Source organism: Emticicia sp. CRIBPO, assembly GCF_009905725.1.
GTDB lineage: Bacteria > Bacteroidota > Bacteroidia > Cytophagales > Spirosomataceae > Leadbetterella.
Window position 1 is genome coordinate 49,436 of sequence record NZ_JAAAKV010000006.1, and the last position, 22,783, is coordinate 72,218.

Below are 22,783 nucleotides of genomic sequence, written 5' to 3' on the forward strand. Positions count from 1 at the left end.
ATTATTTTAACCGGACGGTACCCTTTTCAATACTGCTATTGTAAGCATCAAGGCATTTGTTGAAAGGCTGACCCTGCTGGTGGATGCAGTCACAGAATTGCCGGCACGCCTCCGGATTACGGCTGTCCTTACATTGCGAGTCACACTCTCCGGGGGTATTCCGGGGACGCAGCTCATATACATTATATACTGTGACACCCAAAACCACCATCGTCAGGAACACGCTTCCGAAAAAGACAGTTGGGAATTTATTGCTCAGCACTTTCTTTGTTGTCGTGTCGCTTCCGGCTTTAAAAGGTAAAATGAATCTGAGCCTGTCGTAATCCCAGCAAAGCAGGTACAGGTTAGCCAGGACCATCATCGGGGCGGTCAGCAGAGAGCCGTCAAACCTTACGGCAAAAGACAGGATACAGATATTCAAAATGACCGGAAAATAGAGCACTGCTCCCAGAAGGGCCGTCCGCGGAATCAGCAACAAGACAGCCGCGGTCATCTGCAAAACCCCGATAAATGTATAGTAGTAGCCGGTATGATGCAAGGCCTCCAGGTAGTTGCCCATGGGGTGATTAACTGACAACGAAGTGAACCGCTCACCCATGATTTTTACAAAACCCGAGGGTAAAAAGCCTGCCGCCAGTGCAATCCTGCAAAAAACAGTAAAATACAGCATCCACCTGTTTTCTTTTAACTGACGGTAAACCCGCCCAATTTCTGAAGAAATATTCATTGATTTTGCAAATTAAAAGTACTTTGTAATTCAAAGTAATTATAAATTTCTTACACAAGCAAATGAATCCAGGAAAAATGTCTCCCCTTACAACAAGATCATCCCTTCCCAGCATTCCATCACTCACTCACCATCACTCACTCATTCTATCATTCTATCCCGCCCGGGGCGAAGCCCAGGTCGGGCAGGCATTCTGTCACTCTATCATTTCTCCCCCTCTAAACTTTTAATTCACAACTATCGTATGTAATTTTAAACCAGGAAGGACATTCTGACGTTTTAAAGTCATAACCGCCTGGAGGTTGAATTAATCATTTAAAGTAAAATAAGATGAACAAATTACTCATGATCATCGCTCTGCTTGGGATATTCTCTTGTCAGGCACAGGAAAAAAGCAAATCAGTTAAAAATAAAGCAATGGTCAACAAAACAGAAGAAGAATGGCAAAAGCAACTCACCCCTCAACAATACGATGTATTGAGAAATAAGGGGACTGAGAGGGCCTTTACGGGCGAGTACTGGAATCACTTCGAAAAAGGGCATTATGTGTGTGCTGCCTGTGGTAATGTATTGTTTGATTCCAAAACAAAATTTAAATCGGATTGCGGATGGCCGTCTTTTGATCAGGCGATCAAGGGCTCGGTAATCTACCAGACAGACAAAACATTCGGAATGACCAGGACGGAGGTCATGTGTGCCAAATGCCACGGCCACCTGGGACACGTTTTTGATGACGGTCCGCTTGAAACCACCGGTAAGAGGTTTTGTACCAATTCGGTTTCGATCAAGTTTGTCAAAGACGAAGTAAAGCAATAAAGGCTTAAGAAACCGGAGAGAGGGTTTTTCCGAAAGTCGTTGTGGCTTTTTGAAAAACCCCTTTTTTTGTTTCAGAACCATCTGAGGATTCAGTTAATGCCTGTACTGTTGTGATACGGTAACGACCCGTATTTGTGGTAGTGATCTTCTTTTTTAGTCAACACAATTATAAATGCCCCTTTTTATGTAAGTTTGAGAATCGTTTTTATCTGTACCCATTGTCTAATTCAGCAAAAAAAATGATTGGAAGATCAGCGAGTCTGGAGCATCTTAAAAATTTAGCTCTTACTTATATATCTCTGAGTGATGAACATTGGGAAGATATCGCTTCTTATTTTAAAGAAATCAATTTAGGTAAAAACGAGTATCTGTTCCGGGAAGGGCAGACAAGCCAGCACATCTATTTTATCTGCTCCGGATTGATCCGTAATTATTATCTGCAAAACGGCGTGGAGATTACCCGCCATTTTGCACAGGAAAACGAGTTGTTATCTGCTTATGTAAGTTTCCTAACCCAGACTCCCACCTTAGAAAATGTACATACACTGGAAGACTGCCGCCTGCTTCAGATAAGCTATCATGATCTTCAGCACATTTATAACACCTACCCGGTTTGGGGTAACTTTTTCAGACAGTTACTTGAAAAAGTGTACATAGAAACTACCAAGAGAATTGAAGGTTTCATTTGTAAAACGGCTGAACAACGCTATATTGATCTGATAAACCGCCGTCCGGAGCTATTGCAAAGGATTCCTCTTCAATATCTCGCCACCTACCTCGGAATCACCCCTGTGTCATTAAGCCGGATCCGGAAAAAAATCAGCCATTAATTTCCTTTCTTATCATTTGATAATTTTTGCTTCATAATTGTATTCTAGATTTGTATCTTTCTCAGAATAAATTATAGATTATCATGAGACTTGATGGAAAAGTTGCCCTGATTACAGGCGGTGCAAATGGAATCGGTCTGGCCACTGCCAGGCTTTTTGCCAAAGAAGGAGCCAGAATTATCCTGTGGGATGTATCGCCGAAAGGCCGGGACGTGGTGGATGACTTAAAATCCGGCGGGGTTCAGGCCATTTTTCAACAATTGTCCGTATCCGATGAAGCAGCGGTAATTTCGGCAGTTAATGAGGCCTGTGAACATTTTGGCCGGATAGATATTCTGATCAACAATGCGGGTATAACCAAAGACAGGACCCTTCTGAAAATGAGCAGCCAGGAATGGGACGATGTCATATCTGTCAATTTAAGCGGTGTGTTTCATTGTACAAAAGCTGTAGCTGCCGTCATGAAAAACCAAAACTATGGCCGGATAGTCTCTGCTTCTTCGGTGGTTGGAATACGCGGCAATTATGGACAGACCAATTACGTGGCCACCAAGTCGGCCATCATTGGCATGACCAAAGTATGGGCCCTGGAATTGGGCAAATACGGCATCACCTCGAATTGTATCGCCCCGGGTTTTATTTCAACCGACATGACCGATCTCATGCCGGAAGTGGTGCGTAATCAAATGATAACACAAGTGCCGCTTGGTTTTTGGGGCAATACTGAGGATGTGGCCTATGCTTATCTTTTTCTGGCCTCAGACGAGGCAAGATATGTAAATGGCGTATGCCTGAATGTCGATGGCGGATTTACACGATAATTTAATGCTAAAAGTATTACTATGAGAGAAGCACTTATTGTTTCCACGGCACGTACACCTATTGGAAAAGCCTATTCGGGTGCGTTTAATGCCACCACGGCACCCACTTTGGTGGGCTTGACTATCAAAGAAGCCGTTGCACGAGCTGAAATTGACCCTCAGGAAATCGATGATGTGATTATCGGCTGTGCCATGCCGCAGGGAACTACATCTCCTAACATAGGCAGACTGGGGGCTTTGGCTGCAGGACTGCCTGTATCAGTCAGTGGCATGAGCATAGACAGGCAGTGTGCCTCGGGCATGATGGCCATAGCTACAGCGGCGAAACAAATTGTTTGCGATGGAATGGAAGTGGCCATAGGTGGCGGAGTAGAATCCATCAGCCTGGTTCAGAATAGTCACATGAACACCTATCAGATGATTGACAAGCAACTGATACAACTCCGGCCGGCCATCTATATGCCTATGCTGGAAACGGCCGAGATTGTCGCTAAGCGTTATAAAATCAGTCGCGAAAAACAGGACGAATATGCCTATCAAAGCCAGATGCGAACGGCTGCTGCCCAGATAAACGGGAAATTTAATGATGAAGTGATTTCTGTAAGTACAACCAAACAGGTTATTGATAAAAATACGAAAGAAGAGCGATTTGAGGAAATTGTTCTGAGCAAAGATGAAGGAAACAGACCCACTACGACAATGGAAGGCCTGCTTGGCCTCAGGCTGGTCAATGAAGGAGGAACTATAACCGCCGGAAACGCAAGTCAGTTATCAGACGGGGCATCGGCTTCGGTGCTGATGGAAGCAAAGAAAGCTGAAAAATCGGGACTGAATCCATTGGGTATCTACAGAGGCATGGCTGTGGCCGGCTGTGAACCGGATGAGATGGGTATAGGACCGGTTTTCGCAGTGCCTAAACTTTTGAAACAACATGGACTTAAGCTGGATGATATTGGTCTCTGGGAATTAAACGAAGCATTTGCCGTACAGGTCATTTATTGCCGGGACAGGCTGGGCATTCCCGATGAGCTGTTAAATGTTAACGGAGGAGCCATCTCTATTGGTCACCCTTATGGTATGTCCGGTGCCCGGATGGTCGGCCACGCCCTGCTGGAAGGGAAAAGGCGGGGGGTTAAGTATGTAGTGTGTACCATGTGTGTGGGCGGTGGAATGGGAGCCGCAGGTCTATTTGAAGTAATTTGATCTTATAGCGATGAAAGGATTAATGATGGATTGCCAGCTGCTTATCCCTTCCATTCTGGAAAGGGCTGAAAGCCTCACGGGCCATAAAGAAATCATCAGCCGGCTGCCTGATAAAAGTATTCACCGGTATAATTATAAAGCCTTGGCAGAGAGATCAAAGAAATTATCCAGTGCCCTTCAAAAACTTGGAGTAAAAGAAGGCGACAGGGTGGCTACATTTTGCTGGAACCATTACCAGCATCTGGAAGCCTATTTTGCCATTCCCGCAACAGGTGCTGTCATACATACGCTCAATATCCGCCTCAGTGCTGAAGACCTGGCATTCGTTATCAACCAGGCTTCCGATAAAATACTGATAGTCGACCAGGTGCTTTTACCCGTTTTTGAGAAATTCAGGGCGGATATTTCTCCTGAAAAAATAATAGTCATACGGCAATCTGACGAACCGGTTTGTGAAGATTACCTTATTTATGAAGAGGTTCTGGAATGGGCTGACTCAGAAATATTTCAGCCTTTCAATGGTGATGAAAACACTGCGGCAATGCTTTGTTATACTTCAGGTACGACAGGCAAACCCAAGGGGGTTCTTTATTCCCATCGCTCGGTAGTATTAAATGCCATGACGCTTTTATTAAGCTGTTCAGGAATCGGCATTACTGAAAATGATGTGGTATTGCCTGTAGTTCCTATGTTTCATGCTGCTGCCTGGGGCTTTCCCTTCAGCTGTGCTTTTTCGGGGGCTTCGCTGGTATTACCCGGACCTTATTCAGATGCACCGGATTTGCTGGAGCTGATCGCTGAACATAAAGTTACCATAACGGGGGGAGTTCCTACGGTATTTGTAACCATGCTGCATTACCTGAATGAGCATCAGGAGAGATATAAATTGGTGCTGAGACAAATTATCGTGGGGGGCTCTGCTGCTCCAAAATACCTGATAAAGGATTTTCAGGAGAAACATGCCGTTTCAGTACTTCATTCCTGGGGTATGACTGAACTTTCGCCCCTGGGAAGCACCGCTCCTGTTACTACTGAAATAAAAGCTAAAAATAAAGACCTTCAGCTTGAGTACGCCGGTAAACAGGGACAGCCGGTGCCATTTCTGAAAGTACGGGGTAAAACAGAACATGGATGGATACCCTGGGACGGGCAATCGCCCGGCGAATTGGAAGTCCGGGGACCTTGCGTGGCCTCGGGTTATTACCTGGCTGACGAGCCTTCGGAGAGTTTTACGGACGACGGGTGGTTTAAAACCGGGGATATTGCCGTTATTCATCCCAATGGTTTTATTGAGTTAAAAGACCGCACCAAAGACATTATCAAATCAGGCGGAGAATGGATAAGTTCGATAACCCTTGAAAATACCCTGATGAGCCACCCTTCGGTATCAGATGCTGCTGTAATCGGCATCCCGGATACCAAATGGATCGAAAGGCCTTGTGCATACCTGGTCCTGAAAGAGGGTCATAAGGTCTCGGCGGTGGAATTGAGAGAATTTCTTAAAGATAAAGTGGCTAAATTCTGGATCCCGGAAGAATATCATTTTATTGAATCCATGCCCAAAACCTCCGTCGGGAAAACAATGAAATCTGCCCTGAGAAGCCGATACCTGGAAGAAGATAATGTATAAAATTAAATATTTAAAAAACATGAAAAGTATGCCGTTTACCTTGAAGCCTTTCGAAAGAAAAATGCTGATTTTAATTATCTTATGCTTGTCAATTGTTTTGGAAGGAACATCTCAAACCCAACCGAAAGTACTGGTGGCAGCCCAGCCCGAAAACGCCGGTTTTTCAAGTCAGAGACTCTCCCGCTTAGATACCGCTATGGCTGACTGGGTTAAGAAACAATGGATCAACGGCTCTGTCGCTATGATCGTACGGAAAGGTAAAGTGGTATTTCATAAATCATACGGATATAATGATCTGAATACCAGGCAGCCCCTGGATAAAAATGGAATCTTCAGAATTGCTTCTCAAACCAAAGCCATTACTACTGTGGCGGCAATGATGCTCTGGGAAGAAGGTAAGTTTTCGCTCGAAGACCCGGTATTTAAGTATATTCCGGCGTATAAGATAGTGGCTGTTTTAAAAGATTTCAATGCTAAAGACAGTACGTTTACTACAGTGCCGGCCTATCGCCCGATTACGATCAGGGATTTGCTGAATCATACTTCCGGGTTAGGTTACCCGGCCATAGGAACACCGGAAGAAAACGCTATTTACGCCAAATCGGCATTAACGGGAGGGGTAGGCACAAAAAATCAAAAGCTTTCAGAGGCCATGACTAAACTGGCAGGTTTGCCTTTGTTTTTTCAGCCGGGACAAAAATGGAAATACGGGCTTAATACCGATCTGTTAGGGTATTTGATAGAAATATGGTCAGGAATGACATTGGAAGAATATTTTTCGAAAAAGATATTTAAACCTTTAAAAATGAATGATACCTATTTTAATGTGCCAAAGGAAAAATCTTCAAAGCTGGTTAATTTTTTCCAGGAAGACTCGACAGGACTTCATCAACAAGCTTCTGTCTTTGGAGGAACTCTGAATCTGAATTTCCCCCTGGAACACACTGATTATTTTTCAGGTGGAGGCGGTTTGTCTTCTACTATTACAGACTATGCGGTTTTCCTGCAAATGCTCCTTAACGGAGGGCAATACAATGGTGTCAGGCTCTTATCACGTAACAGCGTAAGAATGATGACCATGAATCAGATCGGCGACCTAAGTGTCGGTGAAAACAAGTTTGGTTTCGGGTTTTCCATTATTACGGAAAATGGAAGCCGCCTGGGCCCGAGTCAGGCCGGAACGTATTCCTGGGGTGGTGTATTTTCAACCACGTATTGGGTCGACCCTAAAGAAGAAATGATTGTATTGCTTTACCGCCAGGTATGGGGGCCGCATGTAACGGATACCGACAAAGCTTTTAAGCCGCTGGTATATCAGGCCCTGAATGATTAATAAAAAACAATATTGTTTACGTAATGAAGAAGTGTTGATTTGGGAGAAAGGAACAAGGAGAAAGGAAAACGGAACAAGGATGTCATGTCCTGAATTTTTTTTAATCGTCTTTTCATTTTATAGTAAACGATATTGAATAACAGGTACTTATTGATAAAACGTCAGTTTAATATTTTAACCCCTAAGCTATGTCAAATGATCTGAGTAAAAACGAAAATACGGCAGTTGCCGGTGTTGGCTATCGCAACTATGTGCTGGTGATGCTTACGATTGTATATGTTTTCAATTTTGTCGATCGACAGCTTTTAGTCATACTTCAGGAATCTATCAAAGCTGAGTTAAAGCTGAGTGACACTCAGCTGGGCCTGCTTTCAGGGTTTACATTCGCCATTTTCTATGTAACACTGGGCATTCCGATAGCAAGCCTCGCCGACAAGGGAAACAGGAAAAATATTGTTGCGGTCTCACTGGGTTTATGGAGCCTGATGACGGCCTTTTCCGGGTTATCGAAGAATTACGTCCAGTTATTACTGGCTCGCATAGGAGTGGGTATCGGAGAAGCAGGCGGAAGCCCGGCGGCGCATGCCATGATATCGGATTATTTCCCCCCTGAAAAGCGTTCTACAGCCCTTTCTGTTTATTCAACAGGAATTTATCTCGGTATGCTGGTAGGTTTTCTTATGGGAGGCTTTCTCAATCAGCATCTCGGATGGCGGGTCGCATTTTTTACCCTCGGAATTCCCGGAGTGCTGTTCTCTGTCTTTTGTTACCTGGCCATAAAAGAGCCCCGGAAAGGAGCTACAGATGTAAACCAATCCGGGACTTTGGACCAGCCAACCCTGAAAACCGTGTTACGATACCTGTACGCAACCAAAACCTTTACTTTTCTGGCCCTGGCGTGCGGGCTTCACGTGTTTTGTATTTATGGCCTGCTTAATTGGACCCCCTCTTTTTTAATACGGTTACATGGCATGCAAACCTCCGAAATAGGGATCTACCTGGGCCTGATATTTGGGATCGGCGGAGGATTGGGAACCTTCCTGGGAGGATATCTTACCGATTATTTTGGAAAAACTGATAAAAGATGGTACCTGATCATTCCGGCAATAGCAATTATCGTTTCGGCCATTTTTGTGGTGGGCATACTGACTTCTGAAAGTCTATTTGTTGTCCTCCTTTGTCTTGGAGTCGCTACCTTTCTTCATAGTATGTATCTTGGTCCGGCCGTCTCAGTAGCACATGCCATGGTACCTGCCAATATGCGGGCACTTACATCGGCTATCCTGTTTTTCGTGCTTAATCTCATTGGATTGGGCTTTGGCCCTTTGGCGGTCGGCATGCTGAGTGATCAGCTGAAGGCCGGCTACGGCAATGAATCGTTAAGGATGGCACTTTATTTAATACCGGTTATCAGTGTTTTTGCCTCACTGACATTTTTTTATACCTCAAAAAAAATGCGATCGTGATATAAAAAAATTAAAATCATCAGCCCTGAAAAGGTTTCACCGCAACGGAAATGTGAACTGCGTTTTACCCGGTCATCAAAACCATAACCCTGTCAGCCTTTGTCAAGACAGGCAGAAGAGGTACAGGCTCCACAGCCTGGTCTGAAAAGCTCATGGCCCCGGAGCTTGCCGGACCCATGAGAGCTGACAGTTTAAAAATTCCCGCTCACTCCTTTTCAACAAGATATCTTAATCACAGATCCGGCCCCGATTTTCCCGTATAGGAAACTTTCAGGATTTCGCTCCCGCTTAATAAAATTTAACCTCAAATTCTTGCTTTCTTAGTTTTTGGTGATTATTTTCGGTGATATAAGCATCTGTATCACAATTATTTGCGTATGTAAGCCGATATCTAACTTAAAACTATAGTCATAATGAAAAAACTCTTTATTTTCGCCGCTCTTGCCATGCTGGGTATTACCGGATGCAATACCCTCAGACTTATGGTTGATAACGATTACAGTTACGATACTGACTTCACCACTTACAAATCCTACAATTTTCTGAATTGCGAAATTGACACCTCTTTTATCTGTTCCGAGATCCAGGACGCTATCAGAAGGCAGATGAAAGCAAGAGGATATAAAATGACCGAAGAAAAACCGGGTTTGCTGGTAAGTTACAGCATCATCAAGGAAAGAGTGGGCTATAAAGGTTATTTCCAGCCATCGCTTGACCGCTGGGTTAATCATTATGAAAATGAAGATGTTTATAAAGCACAAAACTTCAATTTTGGCGGCGGAATGATTCTGGTGTCACTGCTTGACGCGGAAAGCAGCCGTTTGATCTGGCGTGGCTACGCTTCCGGCGTGTTCAATAAAAAGGTAAATAAACCGATCAATTATTACAGGAGCGTGGTGAGGTCGATATTTGACCAGTATCCTTTGTTTGCCGCCGGGGAAAAACCACGGCGTATTGTGGAAATGTAAAATAAGATCAGAGGATGAAAAAAGTAAAATTATTATGGATACCTGCTTTGACCGCGGCGGTGATGTTCTTTGGTGGATGTACAAGGCAGAAAGTTCTGGTTGACCATGATTATCGTTTTTCATCAGGTTTTCAGGATTATGCCAGCTATGCCTTCCTGGATTGCGAAAATGACTCCAATTACCTGTGCAGCGATGTACAGGAAGCCATCAGAACACAGATGAAAGCCCGTGGATATGCCTATCAGCCACAAAAGGCCAGCCTGCTGGTCAATTTCACCATCTATTATGATCCGCTGGCTTACAAGGGCTATAATCAACCCGGCATGATGCTGTGGCTGTCCAAAAAAGACGACAAGGATTCCAAATATGCCCCTGTCAATTATTTTCTGAATAAGGGCACGCTGATGATCTCACTCATTGAAGCAGAAACCAGTGAGCTGGTCTGGAGAGGTTATGCCACCGGGATTTTCAACGAGAATTCCTCTAAAAAAAATTATTTCAAAAATATCGTCAGTTCTATTTTCAACGAATACCCTCTGATGGCCGGCTCTTCAGCCAAAGCCCGTCACGACCGGAGGCAAGACAGTAATCATTGATTTTTAGTCCTGTTCTGATAAAACTTTCAGATAGTTAAAGGGTTGGGTTTGAATTTTCTACACTGGTTATGAAGAAATTAAGGATGCCGCGTGGCATCCTTTTTTGTTTTATATCAGCTCTTTTCTGAACTCCCGCGGACTTTGTCCCTTGAAAGTCTTGAAGGTTTTGTTGAAGTGGGATATGTTATTGAAGCCGCTTTCGAAACAGACATCCGAAATGGTTTTGTCTTCCATTAATAATTTACAGGCGTTGTTCACCCTGAATTCATTGATAAAATCAGTGAACGTCATGTGGGTCATCTTCTTGAAATACCTGCAGAAAGACGGCACCGTCAGGTTGGCCACTTCAGCCACTTTCTGGATGTCGATCGGGTTCTGGAAGTTATTCTCCACAAAAGTATAAATCCTGTTGATGCGTTCTTCGTCCTGGTGCCGGTAATCAAACTTATTATCCCCGGAATTCAGAATGCTGTATTCAGAGGTAGCCGACAATATCTTGAAGATGGAAAGCAGTTCGACAAGCCGCTCAAAATTGGAAAGCTGGATCATTTTATCCATTTTCTCAGCCACCGTTTTCCGGGTATTGCCTTTGAATGAAATGCCGTGAGAAGACCTTTCAAAGAGTTTTTTTACGTCCGCCATCTCCGGGGCTTCCAGAAAACCGGGGCCTAAAAAGTCTTCTTTCAGCTGGATAATGATTTCTTCATGTTCGCCAATCACCCCATAACCCAATCCCGTATGAGGAAGATTAGGGCCGATAAACATCACCTCTCCTTCCTCGTATTTCCCTAAATGATTACCAATGTGCAACTTACCACTCCCCTTGCGAACATAAATGATCTCAAACTCGGGATGCTGATGCCAGAAAAAGCGGTCATCCTTTGATTTCCAGTGAATCATTTTGAATGAGCTTCCGGTATCAGGGGCAATTTTCTCGTATTCAATTCTCATGCCTTATTACCGCTACTTTTTGTTAAAGCCGAAACATGATGTTAATGTAGCACAAATATTGGACAATGTTGAAATAGTTTATGAATATTTTTTACCCCAATTTTGTATTGTTAAAATAGCCTTTCTAAGGCGGAATATACTTAACAAACCTAGGATAAAAAATACGATAAGCGAGGCTTCCAGGCGTCGCTTATTTTTTTATGAAGGCAAGCAGCTGCTGAACCGCCAGGCCACGGTGACTGATTTTATTCTTGGTTTCGGCCGGCATCTCGGCGAAAGTCTCCCCGTATCCTTCAGGAATAAACACCGGGTCATATCCGAATCCGCCTGTGCCCCTTTGCTCCTCTGTGATCCTGCCGTTTACCACACCCTCAAAAGTATGGGTCTGACCACCGGACATAAAAGTAATGACTGTTCTGAATCTTGCCCTGCGGTTCTCCTTTCCCTGCAGGTTGGCGAGCAGTTTTTCTATGTTCTTCCGGTGATTTCCGTGCTCTCCCGCATATCTGGCGGAATATACACCAGGCTCGTTATTCAGGGCCTCCACCTCCAGGCCTGAGTCGTCGGCGATGGTATCGAATCCGAATTTATCAAAGATGTACACGGCCTTCAGTTTTGAGTTCTCTTCGAAAGTGGTGCCTGTTTCTTCTATATCGTCGTAACAACCTGCTTCATTCATCGTTTTGACTTCGAAGCGGTCACCTAACATTTGCTGTAGTTCTTCTACTTTATGGGCGTTGTTGGTGGCAAGGCACAATAAGGATTTTGATGCTGACATGTTCTGATGGGTATAATGTGAAAACAAAAACCCCGATCCCACAAGATCCGGGTCTGAATAATAGATGAACAAAGGGGCTCTTATGCCACCCCTTCCTTGATTCTATCGGCATTTTCAGCTATTCTCAGTTTCTCGATAAAGTCACCGATCTGCCCTTCCATCACCGTCGGAAGGTTATAAACCGTATAACCGATCCTGTGGTCAGTTACCCTGCCCTGGGGATAATTATAAGTCCTGATTTTATCTGATCTGTCTCCGGAACCTACCATCGATTTCCGCTCACCTGCAATGGCGTCGTTTCTTTTGGCCAGCTCCATTTCATAGATTCTTGAACGCAAAACCGTCATGGCTTTGTCAAAGTTCTTGATCTGGGAGCGTTCATCCTGGCATTGCACCACAATTCCGGTCGGAATGTGCGTTACCCTGACGGCAGAATAAGTGGTGTTAACCGACTGCCCACCTGCACCTGACGAACAAAAAGTATCTTTACGGACATCGTTCATGTTGATCACCACGTCCACTTCATCTGCTTCGGGCAATACAGCCACCGTAGCGGCCGAAGTATGAATCCTTCCCTGGGATTCTGTGGCCGGTACACGTTGCACACGGTGTACGCCCGATTCGAATTTAAGTTTACCGTACACATCCTCTCCTTTTACACTCACTACGATCTCCTTGTATCCGCCGGAAGGGGCTTCGGTATAGTCCATCACCTGGAACTGCCATCCCTGCAAAACACTGAAACGCTGATACATCCTGAACAGATCACCTGCAAAAATAGAGGCCTCGTCGCCTCCAGTTCCGGCACGGACTTCCAGGATCACATCCTTGCTGTCGTTCGGGTCTTTCGGAATCAGCATGTCTTTCAGCAAATCCTCGGCCGCATCACGCTTAGGAAGCAGCTCTTCCAGTTCTATTTTAGCCATTTCTCTCATTTCCTCGTCCTTTTCATAAGCGATGAGGTCTTTGGCTTCCTGGATATTGGCTAAAAGCGTGGTGTATTTTTTATATTCGTTGACGATTTTTTCCAGGTCCTTATATTCCTTGCTGATTTTCTTGAATTTATTCATATCAGAAACAACCTCAGGCATCGTGATCTGCTGGGTTACTTCTTCAAATCTCTCCTTAATGGATTCTAACTGGTCTATAATCATTATTTACTCCTTTGGATAATAACACAAAATTAAGTTTTTTCGATCAGTTTTTGTAAGTCATCCTGACCAAAACAAAATCCCTGCCTCATGGATAAGACAGGGATATCTATAGTTTACCGTACTCTTTATCTAAATCAAAACCTTCGCGGCAAGGATCTGGCGGACAGCCGCGGCAATTCCGTTGGCATCAAAACCACACTCTGCATAAAGCTCGTGCTGTTCCCCGTGCTCAACGATGGTATCAGGAATACCTAACCTCTTTACCTGGGCATGATAGCCATGGTCCATCATGAATTCCATAATGGCCGAACCTATTCCTCCCATCAGACAGCCGTCTTCGACGGTAATGATCTTGTCAAATTTAGCAAAGACTTCGTGTAAAAGGGCTTCATCCAGCGGCTTGGCAAAACGCATGTCATAATGAGCAGCAGATACGCCCTCTGTTTTCAACTTCCCGATGGCTTCTGTGGCTTCATTGCCGATAGGTCCGAAAGTCAGGATGGCAACATCGTCTCCGTCAGCCACCTGGCGGCCTTTGCCGATTTCAATTTCTGTAAATGGCTTCCTCCAATCCGGCATAACCCCCGCTCCTCTGGGATAACGGATGGTGATGGCCTGTTTTCCCTGCTGCACTTTGTCAGACTGGGCCAGGAACATCAGATTACGAAGCTCCTCCTCGTTCATCGGAGACGACACGATCATGTTCGGAATACACCTCATGAAAGCAATGTCATAGGCTCCGTGGTGTGTAGGTCCGTCGGCTCCGGCAAAACCGGCCCTGTCAAGACAGAACACCACAGGAAGATGCTGCAGACAAACGTCATGAATCACCTGATCATAAGCCCTTTGCATAAAAGTGGAATAGATATTACAGAAAACCGTCAGCCCCCTCGTTGCCATTCCGGCAGAGAAGGTAACCGCATGCTGTTCGGCAATACCCACATCAAAAGCCCTGTCCGGCATGGCTTTCATCATGATATTGAGCGAAGACCCTGAAGGCATAGCCGGGGTAATCCCTACAATTTTATCATTCTTTTCTGCGAGTTCCACGATCGTGTTTCCGAATACATCCTGGAATTTAGGAGCTACGGGCTCGTTTATTATTTTTTTCTGGATTTCACCCGTCACTTTATCAAAAAGCCCCGGTGAATGCCATTTGGTCTGGTCTTTTTCAGCGGGAGCGTATCCTTTGCCTTTTTTGGTGAGGCAATGAAGGATTTTCGGTCCCGGAATGTCTTTGAGGTCTTTCAGCACATGTACCAGGTGATCAATATCGTGTCCGTCGATGGGCCCGAAATATCTCAGGTTCAGAGCTTCAAAGAAATTGCTTTGACTTAGCAAAGCCCCTTTCATCGCATTTTCTATCTTGGAAACGATCTCCCTGGCACTTTTACCGAAATGGCTCATTTTGCCTAGCAGCTTCCAGACATCGTCTTTTACTTTATTATAAGTGGGCGAAGTGGTGATGTCGGTCAGGTATTCTTTCAGGGCTCCGACGTTAGGGTCAATCGCCATGCAGTTGTCATTCAGGATGATCAGCAGGTTAGCGTCTTTAAGTGATCCTGCGTGGTTCATCCCTTCAAAAGCAAGGCCGGCTGTGAGGGCACCGTCGCCGATAACAGCGATATGCTGGCGGTGTTTTTCACCATTGTGCAATGAACCCATGGCCATGCCTAAAGCGGCAGAAATGGAGGTGGAAGAGTGACCTACTCCGAAAGTATCGTATTCACTTTCTTTTCTTTTCGGAAAACCCGAAATGCCGCCGTATATTCTGTTGGTATAAAAAACGTCTTTTCTTCCGGTCAGGATTTTATGGCCGTAAGCCTGGTGGCCGACGTCCCAAACCAACTGATCATCAGGGGTATTAAAAACATAATGAAGTGCAACGGTGAGTTCGATTACGCCTAAACTGGCTCCAAAGTGCCCTCCGTTTACAGAAACCATGTCGATGATGTATTGTCGTAACTCTTCACAGACCTGCGGCAGGGATTCCGTGCCAAGATTTCTTAAATCTGCCGGTATCTGAATATTTTTTAAGAGCTCACTCTCCGGAATCAGCATTGAAGTAGGTTTTTAATTGTATCCTGAAAACAAATCCAATGGAAGAATGTTTTCATTTTTTTCAAAGTGTAAGTACAATTTGCAAAATTACTAATAATAATACTATTAATCTGAAAGAAATAAGGAGTAATTTTCAAAATAAAAAAGGCAGTGCCGGCTAGTCTTTCTTCTGGCTGGCGATATAAAGTCGTTGTTTTTCCTCTTTAGTCAGGCTTTCATAGCCATTTACACTAATTTTATCCAGAAGAGCATCTATTTCATCCTGGTTAGGAAAAAAATCTCTTTCATATTCATCAGACGCTTTGGATGAACCGACGGTGGTTTTGCTGAAGCGTTTGTGGATCACTTGTTTTTTAGGTCTGCCCAGTCTGCGGAACCAATCAAAGAAATTGCCGACCGGGGAGCCGATAATATCCCAGCCCGATCTCAGGAATTTGATATAGAGGTAACCAAAAATAGCCCCGCCCAGGTTTAACACCCCGTGACTCGGGTTAAGAAACGAAATCACCAGGAATATAAGGGCGATATATTTGACACGGATGTAAAACAACCGGAAGATATACAGCTCATAATCAGGCAGTAAAGCCACAGTAGCAAACATAACGGCATACATGGCCGCAGGGGCACCATACACAACCGGTGAAAGCGAATGTGTGGTGTTCGAAAGGCCTACGATATTATAGACAGCCAGGTAATACAAACCTGAGAATATACCTCCCGCCAGGTAAATAGACAGCATTTTACGGCCACCGATAAAGTCAAGGAGGATACTTCCGAACCAGAATAAAGCTATGGAATTAAAGATCAGTGAAAAAAAGCCGTCATTCATGAAAGGGAAAAACACCAATACCCAGGGATGCAAAAGAAACGACCTGAAGTTGGTGCTCAGCACCATATTTTCACGCAGAAGGGCAGAATATTCTACCCTGTTGTCGGTAAATCCAAAAATAAAATTGAGAATGACCTGACCAAAAAACACAAAAAAGCATACCAGAATTAATTGAATACTCTGGTTGTTGCTTTTGCTGAAGGCATTTTTTATGTCATCCCAAATACTTCCCATTTGTGATAATTGCTTTTCCTATACAATAATACTAATATCTACGAAATTAATGATAGTATCGTTTATCAAAATTGAAAAATTTTAATAATATAAATCCGGTGATGAGACCGCCAATGTGTGCAAAATGGGCAATTCCTGACTGTAAACCCGCTGTGCCGGCATAAAGCTCATATAATCCGTATAAAGTTACAAAATATTTCGCTTTAATTGGAAACGGAAAAAACAACAGCATTAGTTCCACATTTGGAAACAGAAACCCGTAGGCCACCAATATTCCGAAAATAGCTCCGGAAGCTCCTACCATCGGGGTTTGGACCATCGCCCAGTACGGCTCGGAGTCGGGCAGCATGCGGCTCATTTCAAACGCATTCAGACCTGAGTTAAGCAAAGCGGCTCCGATACCGGTCAGGAGGTAATACGCCATGAATTTCTTTGACCCCATAAAAGCTTCCAGAGCTGACCCGAAAATGAACAACCCGAACATATTACTCAGCAGGTGCCCGAATCCCCCGTGCAGGAAAATGTAGGTCAGTGGCTGCCAGGGCTTAAAAAAAGGATTAAGCCAATCGTCGTTGTTCGGTAAAAACGGGTTGAAGAAAGCAAAATTCCCTATGACAAACTGCTGTGAAAAGAGCTGGGAGATTAAGTGAATTCCTATGGTTAATATCAGTAGCCTTTTTACAGCGGGTGTTATTTGGTCAAACATATTTTTTTTATTTAGCTAATTCAATATCGTAAAAAAACATTCAAAAGTCATGTTTATTGTTTAAAACCCTCGGCGTTAAAAATGAGTTCGTTGAGTCTTGATAAACTTAGAATCGTCATGACGGGCTTTCCGTCAGGGGTAAAACTCGGCATAGAGGTCTCAAACAATTGATTAATCAGTCCGTTGATCTCGGGTTTGCTCAGGGTTTTACTGAATTTATGTGAGAATCTCTTGGCCATTGACCTGGCCATATTTTCTTTCTTGTCCATCTTCTGGTGGTTCTCGTTGATCCTGAACTGCTCGATGATGGCCTTAAAAACATCGGCCTCGTCTTCATCGATGATATCTGCCGGCACACCGTTGATAATGAACGTATTCTGGCCGAATTCTTCTACACCGAAACCCAGGGACTGGATCAGGTCCATGATTTCAAGAGCCACAGAAAAATCAACAGGAGATAAAGATACGGTTTTAGGAAATAGCAATTGCTGCGACAAGCCACCTTTGTGTGTCAGTTCCTTTAAATACTTCTCATAAAATATCCGTTCATAAGCCCCCATCTGGTGAATGACCATGATGCCGCTTTTGACCTGCGAGATGATGAACCGGTTATGAATCTGTATGGCGTTGGCTTCGTGCCATTCGTCGGCCACCAAGGGCGGTTCGTGATGAATGGAGTTGGCCTTGCTCGAGAATGTCAGCGGGGCTTCCTGTATATGTCTTTGCTCCTGCACTTCTTTTACCCCTTCAAATAGCTTCTGCCAGTTTTCTTTATTGGGCTTGTCAGCCGGAAAAGATGGCTGTTTCCTGCTTTCAAAATCCGAATACGCCGTTTTTGAAGCTGGTGTCTGCAAAAAAGGAATGGGGGAAGACGTCAGATTTCCGAAATTAATATCAGACTCAAAATCAATCGAAGGAGTAAGGTTATACACCCCGATGGCCTGCCTTACCGCTGACCTGAGAATGGCATAGACGGCTTTTTCGTCGTCAAACTTGATCTCTGTTTTGGTGGGATGAATATTGATATCGATATGCGAAGGGTCTATCTCTATAAAAAGGACGTAAAAAGGAAATGAGCCCTGTGGTATGGTAGATTCGAATGCCCCCGTAACGGCATGGTTCAGGTACGAACTTTTGATAAATCGTTTATTAACAAAAAAGTACTGTTCTCCCTTGCTTTTCTTGGCCGCCTCTGGCTTGCCCACATAACCCTGGATACTCACAAAAGGCGTTGTTTCCTGGCAGTTGGCCAGCTGTTCACGATAACTTTTCCCGAATACATCAATAATCCTTTTGCTCAGTTTGGCCTCAGGCAAATTGAAGATTTCGATCTCATTATGAAAGAGAGAAAAGGAGATTTCAGGATGTGCCAGGGCGATGCGTTGAAATTCCTCCAGGATATGTTTCATTTCAACGGGATTGCCTTTGAGAAAATTTCTGCGGGCAGGCACATTGAAAAAAAGATTTTTGATCTGAAGATTGGTGCCGGCTGGGCACTGAACATGCTCCTGTTCTTTAAAATCCGAGCCCTCGATGCGGATGTAAGTACCGAGTTCATCATCAGCCCGCCTGGTTTTCAGTTCCACCTGGGCTACCGCCGCGATAGAGGCCAGGGCTTCGCCCCTGAATCCCATGGTTTTGATAGAAAAGAGGTCGTCAGACTCACGGATCTTGGAAGTAGCGTGGCGTTCAAAACTCATGCGGGCGTCCGTCGGAGACATCCCCGAGCCATTGTCAATGACCTGTATCAGGTTACGGCCCGCTTCTTTAACGATAAGTTGTACAGAGGTGGCATGGGCATCTATGGCGTTTTCCATGAGTTCTTTTACCACAGAAGCCGGCCGCTGAACAACCTCCCCGGCAGCAATCTGATTGGCAATTGAATCTGATAATAAATGAATGATGTCCATTATGCTAAAAATCGAAAATCTGTGATTGTAATGAATTTAAATATACTCTAAATCCGGCAAAATGCAAAAATGCCTATTTTGCCGACGATTTCCGAATATTTTCTATATGCTTTTATCAACGGGTTTATCCACAAATTGGTTTGTGAGTCATTTGTTTTACTCATAAATTCAGCAAACAAAGACCGCTCTTGTTATCTTATTTAGCCGGCCAGGCCGTTTCTATAAAGCAGGATAAAGCAACCTGTTTTCTGATACGTAAGTGATTGGGACAGATTCAGCCTGTTATAGTACCTTTTCAGGGAGCCGGGGCAAATATCAGCACGTCAGAATTATTTGTCCGCAACTTTGGTTTAAATGAAATATCAACCCATAGAAAAATGAAAAAAACCATCAAGATCGCTGTCATTGTTATAGGTGTGCTGGCCGTTGCCTTATTTGTATTCCGGATATGGACCAAAAGCAGCAGCCCGTTTGAAAAAGTAGAATTATCACAGGGAGAGCTCAATGTTACTGTAGAGTATTGCAGGCCCTACATGCGGGGCAGAAAAATATTCGGTGAACTGGTCCCTTTCGGAACCGTCTGGAGAACAGGGGCCAACGAAGCCACTGTCATTACCTTTTCCAAAAATGTCAGACTGGCCGGAAATCAAGTCAAGGCAGGTAAATATTCACTCTGGACCATCCCCAATAAGAAAAACTGGACAGTTATCCTGAATCGTGAAACCGGACAATGGGGTACCAACTACAATGAAAAGGATAACATCCTGAGTTTTGTTGTTCCTTCTGCAGAACTGGGACAAACCATCGATCAGTTTACCATTCAGCTTAAATCGGCAGAAAAAGGAATCGACATGAGCCTTAACTGGGAAAATACGGGGGTGAATGTGCCGGTGAGATAATTTTATCGGAGAAAGGAAAAAAGGAAGAAGGAGAAAAGACAAGGGTAGAAAGAGCAGGGTAATAGATAGAGTCGAGTGTCTGAAACCTCTTTTGCCGTAAACTTGGACTCTATCAATTATATATGATCAGACATGGCAGACGTTTCTTTTTCCGTTATCCTTTCTTCCTACATAAATAAAGCCCCTGCTTTTGGTAAAGACAGGGGCTTTGGGATTTTATAGAACAAGACTTCGCCTTTAGTTCGTAGTGTAGTAGACCTTGATCTCAATCGGGAGTGTCGGGTGGTTCTGGGCACCGATCATGACGCTGCTGGTCGTGTTGCCGGTGTCTGAGCCGCTGGGTACGGTCAGCAAAAACCCTTTATTGGCCTCTTTTCCAGTGATAATATCATTATAATACTGTGTCAGGTCAAAAGTATAGAAAGAAGTGAAAGTAAGGGCTGAGGCGTCATAGGTATAAGCACCGGTAACCGCCCCTCCGGCTACATTATATACAGCTCCTTCTATCTGGTTACTGAGGTTTAACTTTAACAAAGAAAGACTCTGGGGCACATTCAGACTCTCTTTGACGTTTTTGTGCAGGGCATATACCCGCATCTCCACTCTTGAGACATTCCTGAACTTATTGATTTCTGTCAGCTGGCGTATGCCGGGGATATTAAACTTGGTATAAAGCCCTACTCCGGCCTTAATCAGACCCTGCTTGTTTGACAGGTCTGTTGACACCTGGGTAAGTGGCTTTTTCAACTGATTGACCGGTTCAAAAATCGAGCTGTAGGTCAGGTGATTAAACTGGACCGCATTGGTTATCGCCGCAAAATCAAAAGTATGCTTGGTCAGTGTTTTTTCAGAATGGGTATACACCCTCACCGAGCTTCCGGTTACTGAAAAATTAAGCAGGGAAGTTACGTTACTTTCGCCAGGTTTGACCACCAGGCCCTTAACCCTCCGGGTGACTTCATCCATTTCGAAAGTGGCGATTCCGTTCAGTACTTCAAACAGCTTCAATCCGAAATCGTCCGAAAACCTGATGTTTAGCGTAGAGTCTTTCGTAGGCCTGGCTCTGAATGTGGTACTTCCGAGCGGCGTGCTTTCCGAAGCCAATGACGAGGTATTGTAATAAGTCCTCGAAGTCAAGGGGATGCTTTTCAACTGGTAGGCTGATATCACCTGCTGCTGCGTAGTGTCTCCTGTATAACCTGAATAATCAAGCACCAGGGCTACAGAATCGTAAATCTCCTTTTCATTAAGAGCCAGTCCGTTGATGTTCTGAGAAGGCAATGCGATCTGAAAATAGCTTTCGGAGCGGGTAGAGCCGAAGGTTCCTTCATAAAAAGCCCCCACCAGCATGCTGCCGGTGGCTGAAGTCGAAATAGAATCAGTCTTCAGAACAGACGTCTGGATTTTCATGGTATCAATAAAAACCACGCTGTTGTTTTCAGGTTGATTCAAATCAAAATCAATGGACATGTCTCCGCTGGTACACGCCCAGAAGAAAGAAGACATGGCAATGCCCAGGTACAGCCTGAGGCTGTATTTGAGAAATTTATTCATCTGATGTTTTTTAATATATGATATGGAGGCTGTCCAGTTCAGCCTGGCTGACGGTCGGAGGAAAAACTCCTTTTGACATTTTCTCAACCATCAATCCGGCTACCTGTTCGGCCTGCTTCTTATCTGCAAATCCGGTGGTCCCTGCTGCTCCCGGCACGTTGAACTGCTCTATGATCAGCTGTTTGTCTTTAAAAATCTGATAACCAAGGATTCCGGCCTCAGATCTTTTGACCCCTACTGAAAAACTCCCGTTGCTCTTTCTGTAATATCTGAGACCAAACACTGAGACAAAAACGAGCAACAAGACTAATCCACCCTTAAAAATCGTATTCCTTGTCATGTTTTATTCCTGAACCACATCCGGAGTGAGCGACCAGATATCATCAAATTTTGACAAACCGTTAGAACCTGTGGCCACATAACCGTAGTTGCCTATACCCCAACCTACTGCATAGTTCCTGGTGATACCTTCAAAAGCAGTAACCTCTTCCCACGTGTTATCGGCAGGATTGTATCTCCACACAGTACTGTTGTTTGAGCCAGTCGCAAAATAACCTTTCCCGTTGATGGTGAAACCTACACCGTAAGATCTTGATACCGTAGTTTCTTCAAAATTGAGTTTTTCAGTCCAGATATCCGTAGCAGGATCATACTCCCAGAAATCGATCTGATCAATACCGTTGTTGTTACCGGTGCCTACGTAAGCTTTGCCGTTGATGACAAATGATGCAGCTCCAAGTCTTTTTTCACCTCCGATACTGCTTACTTTTGACCAGGTGTCGGTAGAAGGGTTATAAGCAAAGAAATCTTTCAGGTAACTGCCATCAAAGCCCGTTCCGATATATCCCAGGTTGTTGATAGAAAACGCGGTGGCATTTCTTCTGGCCGTACCTTCAAAATCTTTCTTTTTGGTCCATTTATTCGTAGCCGGGTTGTACTCCCAGAAATCGTTGAGACGAACTTCCTCTGAATCCAGTCCTGTACCCACATATCCTTTTCCGGCAATGCTCAGACCAACTCCGGCTGTTCTGGCTGCACCAGGAAAATTGGCCACCTGGCTCCATGAATTTTTCACAGGATCAAACTTCCAGAAATCACTCTGCTTCTTATTGTCTTCGTCGGCTCCGAGTCCGAGATATCCCATATTGTCAATGACAAATCCGACAGCTGCGTGCCTTGCCACACCATCCAGGGCCGATTTTTTGATCCAGTCGCCTGAGGCCACTTCTACATCGTCAGTTGTGCAAGCTCCAAAGGTCAGGGACGAAAGTGCGATCAGTAAAAACTTCTTTTTCATCATTTGAATGTAAGTATTTT

The 22,783-nt window shown here is 44.4% G+C and carries 21 protein-coding genes; 10 read left to right on the forward strand and 11 right to left on the reverse strand.

All coding sequences use genetic code 11. The features are described 5' to 3' along the window. Window position 1 precedes the first annotated feature (1 nt). Window positions 2-727: a DoxX family protein gene (locus GVN16_RS13345; protein ID WP_166564407.1), complete on the reverse strand. Its 726-nt coding sequence runs from the start codon at window positions 725-727 to the stop codon at window positions 2-4. A gap of 330 nt (window positions 728-1,057) precedes the next feature. Between GVN16_RS13345 and msrB the strand changes: the two genes are divergently transcribed. From msrB to GVN16_RS13390, 9 genes are all read left to right on the forward strand, one after another. Beyond that, a complete protein-coding gene (msrB, locus tag GVN16_RS13350) occupies window positions 1,058-1,543 on the forward strand; it encodes a peptide-methionine (R)-S-oxide reductase MsrB (RefSeq protein ID WP_166564408.1) in 486 nt (161 codons plus the stop codon). Window positions 1,544-1,782: 239 nt separating this feature from the next. After that, on the forward strand, window positions 1,783-2,373 hold the full coding sequence (locus tag GVN16_RS13355) for a Crp/Fnr family transcriptional regulator (protein WP_166564409.1): 591 nt from the start codon (window positions 1,783-1,785) through the stop codon (window positions 2,371-2,373). Between the two features lie 83 nt (window positions 2,374-2,456). Beyond that, entirely contained in the window at window positions 2,457-3,194 is a 738-nt protein-coding gene (gene fabG / locus GVN16_RS13360) for a 3-oxoacyl-ACP reductase FabG (RefSeq protein ID WP_166564410.1), read from the forward strand. Between the two features lie 21 nt (window positions 3,195-3,215). Next, window positions 3,216-4,397 carry an acetyl-CoA C-acyltransferase gene (locus GVN16_RS13365; protein WP_166564411.1) on the forward strand — a complete coding sequence of 394 codons (1,182 nt, stop codon included), beginning with the start codon at window positions 3,216-3,218 and terminating at the stop codon, window positions 4,395-4,397. A gap of 10 nt (window positions 4,398-4,407) precedes the next feature. Continuing rightward, entirely contained in the window at window positions 4,408-6,027 is a 1,620-nt protein-coding gene (locus GVN16_RS13370; RefSeq protein ID WP_166564412.1) for a long-chain fatty acid--CoA ligase, read from the forward strand. Window positions 6,028-6,055: 28 nt separating this feature from the next. Continuing rightward, entirely contained in the window at window positions 6,056-7,360 is a 1,305-nt protein-coding gene (locus tag GVN16_RS13375; RefSeq protein ID WP_229244170.1) for a serine hydrolase, read from the forward strand. 188 nt (window positions 7,361-7,548) lie between these two features. Then, window positions 7,549-8,826: an MFS transporter gene (locus tag GVN16_RS13380; protein ID WP_166564413.1), complete on the forward strand. Its 1,278-nt coding sequence runs from the start codon at window positions 7,549-7,551 to the stop codon at window positions 8,824-8,826. Between the two features lie 413 nt (window positions 8,827-9,239). After that, window positions 9,240-9,794, forward strand: coding sequence for a DUF4136 domain-containing protein (locus tag GVN16_RS13385; RefSeq protein WP_205748857.1), 555 nt, complete (start codon window positions 9,240-9,242; stop codon window positions 9,792-9,794). A 14-nt stretch (window positions 9,795-9,808) separates the two neighbouring features. Further along, window positions 9,809-10,390: a DUF4136 domain-containing protein gene (locus GVN16_RS13390; RefSeq protein WP_166564414.1), complete on the forward strand. Its 582-nt coding sequence runs from the start codon at window positions 9,809-9,811 to the stop codon at window positions 10,388-10,390. Window positions 10,391-10,498: 108 nt separating this feature from the next. Here GVN16_RS13390 and GVN16_RS13395 read toward each other — a convergent pair whose 3' ends face one another. The 7 genes from GVN16_RS13395 to mutL all read right to left on the reverse strand — a co-directional run bounded on the left by GVN16_RS13395 (window position 10,499) and on the right by mutL (window position 19,013). Then, a complete protein-coding gene (locus tag GVN16_RS13395; RefSeq protein WP_166564415.1) occupies window positions 10,499-11,341 on the reverse strand; it encodes an AraC family transcriptional regulator in 843 nt (280 codons plus the stop codon). 190 nt (window positions 11,342-11,531) lie between these two features. Next, window positions 11,532-12,119 (reverse strand): RdgB/HAM1 family non-canonical purine NTP pyrophosphatase, encoded by a 588-nt coding sequence (gene rdgB, locus GVN16_RS13400; RefSeq protein ID WP_166564416.1) that lies wholly within the window; start codon window positions 12,117-12,119, stop codon window positions 11,532-11,534. Window positions 12,120-12,199: 80 nt separating this feature from the next. Then, window positions 12,200-13,270 (reverse strand): peptide chain release factor 1, encoded by a 1,071-nt coding sequence (gene prfA / locus GVN16_RS13405; protein WP_166564697.1) that lies wholly within the window; start codon window positions 13,268-13,270, stop codon window positions 12,200-12,202. A 132-nt stretch (window positions 13,271-13,402) separates the two neighbouring features. Then, window positions 13,403-15,334 (reverse strand): 1-deoxy-D-xylulose-5-phosphate synthase, encoded by a 1,932-nt coding sequence (gene dxs / locus GVN16_RS13410; RefSeq protein WP_166564417.1) that lies wholly within the window; start codon window positions 15,332-15,334, stop codon window positions 13,403-13,405. Between the two features lie 157 nt (window positions 15,335-15,491). Further along, on the reverse strand, window positions 15,492-16,397 hold the full coding sequence (locus GVN16_RS13415) for a rhomboid family intramembrane serine protease (RefSeq protein ID WP_166564418.1): 906 nt from the start codon (window positions 16,395-16,397) through the stop codon (window positions 15,492-15,494). Between the two features lie 46 nt (window positions 16,398-16,443). Further along, entirely contained in the window at window positions 16,444-17,103 is a 660-nt protein-coding gene (locus GVN16_RS13420; RefSeq protein WP_166564419.1) for a rhomboid family intramembrane serine protease, read from the reverse strand. Between the two features lie 53 nt (window positions 17,104-17,156). Then, entirely contained in the window at window positions 17,157-19,013 is a 1,857-nt protein-coding gene (mutL, locus tag GVN16_RS13425) for a DNA mismatch repair endonuclease MutL (RefSeq protein ID WP_205748859.1), read from the reverse strand. A 377-nt stretch (window positions 19,014-19,390) separates the two neighbouring features. Between mutL and GVN16_RS13430 the strand changes: the two genes are divergently transcribed. Beyond that, window positions 19,391-19,912, forward strand: coding sequence for a DUF2911 domain-containing protein (locus GVN16_RS13430; protein ID WP_166564420.1), 522 nt, complete (start codon window positions 19,391-19,393; stop codon window positions 19,910-19,912). Window positions 19,913-20,149: 237 nt separating this feature from the next. Here the strand turns inward: GVN16_RS13430 and GVN16_RS13435 are convergent, their stop codons facing one another. Genes GVN16_RS13435 through GVN16_RS13445 form a run of 3 tightly spaced genes read right to left on the reverse strand, consistent with a single transcriptional unit; the run spans window position 20,150 to window position 22,766 of the window. Beyond that, complete coding sequence (locus tag GVN16_RS13435) at window positions 20,150-21,466, reverse strand: DUF4270 family protein (protein WP_166564421.1); 1,317 nt, start codon at window positions 21,464-21,466, stop codon at window positions 20,150-20,152. Window positions 21,467-21,476: 10 nt separating this feature from the next. Continuing rightward, complete coding sequence (locus GVN16_RS13440; protein ID WP_166564422.1) at window positions 21,477-21,806, reverse strand: DUF4907 domain-containing protein; 330 nt, start codon at window positions 21,804-21,806, stop codon at window positions 21,477-21,479. Between the two features lie 3 nt (window positions 21,807-21,809). Next, the gene (locus GVN16_RS13445) at window positions 21,810-22,766 is read right to left on the reverse strand and encodes a kelch repeat-containing protein (RefSeq protein WP_229244172.1); all 957 of its coding nucleotides are present in this window, start codon (window positions 22,764-22,766) and stop codon (window positions 21,810-21,812) included. Window positions 22,767-22,783: the final 17 nt, after the last annotated feature.

Bases quoted from the DNA above. Each gene is read 5' to 3' on its own strand.
- GVN16_RS13345 (WP_166564407.1), bottom strand. From the start codon at position 727: ATGAATATTTCTTCAGAAATTGGGCGGGTTTACCGTCAGTTAAAAGAA.
- msrB (WP_166564408.1), top strand. From the start codon at position 1,058: ATGAACAAATTACTCATGATCATCGCTCTGCTTGGGATATTCTCTTGT.
- GVN16_RS13355 (WP_166564409.1), top strand. From the start codon at position 1,783: ATGATTGGAAGATCAGCGAGTCTGGAGCATCTTAAAAATTTAGCTCTT.
- fabG (WP_166564410.1), top strand. From the start codon at position 2,457: ATGAGACTTGATGGAAAAGTTGCCCTGATTACAGGCGGTGCAAATGGA.
- GVN16_RS13365 (WP_166564411.1), top strand. From the start codon at position 3,216: ATGAGAGAAGCACTTATTGTTTCCACGGCACGTACACCTATTGGAAAA.
- GVN16_RS13370 (WP_166564412.1), top strand. From the start codon at position 4,408: ATGAAAGGATTAATGATGGATTGCCAGCTGCTTATCCCTTCCATTCTG.
- GVN16_RS13375 (WP_229244170.1), top strand. From the start codon at position 6,056: ATGCCGTTTACCTTGAAGCCTTTCGAAAGAAAAATGCTGATTTTAATT.
- GVN16_RS13380 (WP_166564413.1), top strand. From the start codon at position 7,549: ATGTCAAATGATCTGAGTAAAAACGAAAATACGGCAGTTGCCGGTGTT.
- GVN16_RS13385 (WP_205748857.1), top strand. From the start codon at position 9,240: ATGAAAAAACTCTTTATTTTCGCCGCTCTTGCCATGCTGGGTATTACC.
- GVN16_RS13390 (WP_166564414.1), top strand. From the start codon at position 9,809: ATGAAAAAAGTAAAATTATTATGGATACCTGCTTTGACCGCGGCGGTG.
- GVN16_RS13395 (WP_166564415.1), bottom strand. From the start codon at position 11,341: ATGAGAATTGAATACGAGAAAATTGCCCCTGATACCGGAAGCTCATTC.
- rdgB (WP_166564416.1), bottom strand. From the start codon at position 12,119: ATGTCAGCATCAAAATCCTTATTGTGCCTTGCCACCAACAACGCCCAT.
- dxs (WP_166564417.1), bottom strand. From the start codon at position 15,334: ATGCTGATTCCGGAGAGTGAGCTCTTAAAAAATATTCAGATACCGGCA.
- GVN16_RS13415 (WP_166564418.1), bottom strand. From the start codon at position 16,397: ATGGGAAGTATTTGGGATGACATAAAAAATGCCTTCAGCAAAAGCAAC.
- GVN16_RS13420 (WP_166564419.1), bottom strand. From the start codon at position 17,103: ATGTTTGACCAAATAACACCCGCTGTAAAAAGGCTACTGATATTAACC.
- mutL (WP_205748859.1), bottom strand. From the start codon at position 19,013: ATGGACATCATTCATTTATTATCAGATTCAATTGCCAATCAGATTGCT.
- GVN16_RS13430 (WP_166564420.1), top strand. From the start codon at position 19,391: ATGAAAAAAACCATCAAGATCGCTGTCATTGTTATAGGTGTGCTGGCC.
- GVN16_RS13435 (WP_166564421.1), bottom strand. From the start codon at position 21,466: ATGAATAAATTTCTCAAATACAGCCTCAGGCTGTACCTGGGCATTGCC.
- GVN16_RS13440 (WP_166564422.1), bottom strand. From the start codon at position 21,806: ATGACAAGGAATACGATTTTTAAGGGTGGATTAGTCTTGTTGCTCGTT.
- GVN16_RS13445 (WP_229244172.1), bottom strand. From the start codon at position 22,766: ATGATGAAAAAGAAGTTTTTACTGATCGCACTTTCGTCCCTGACCTTT.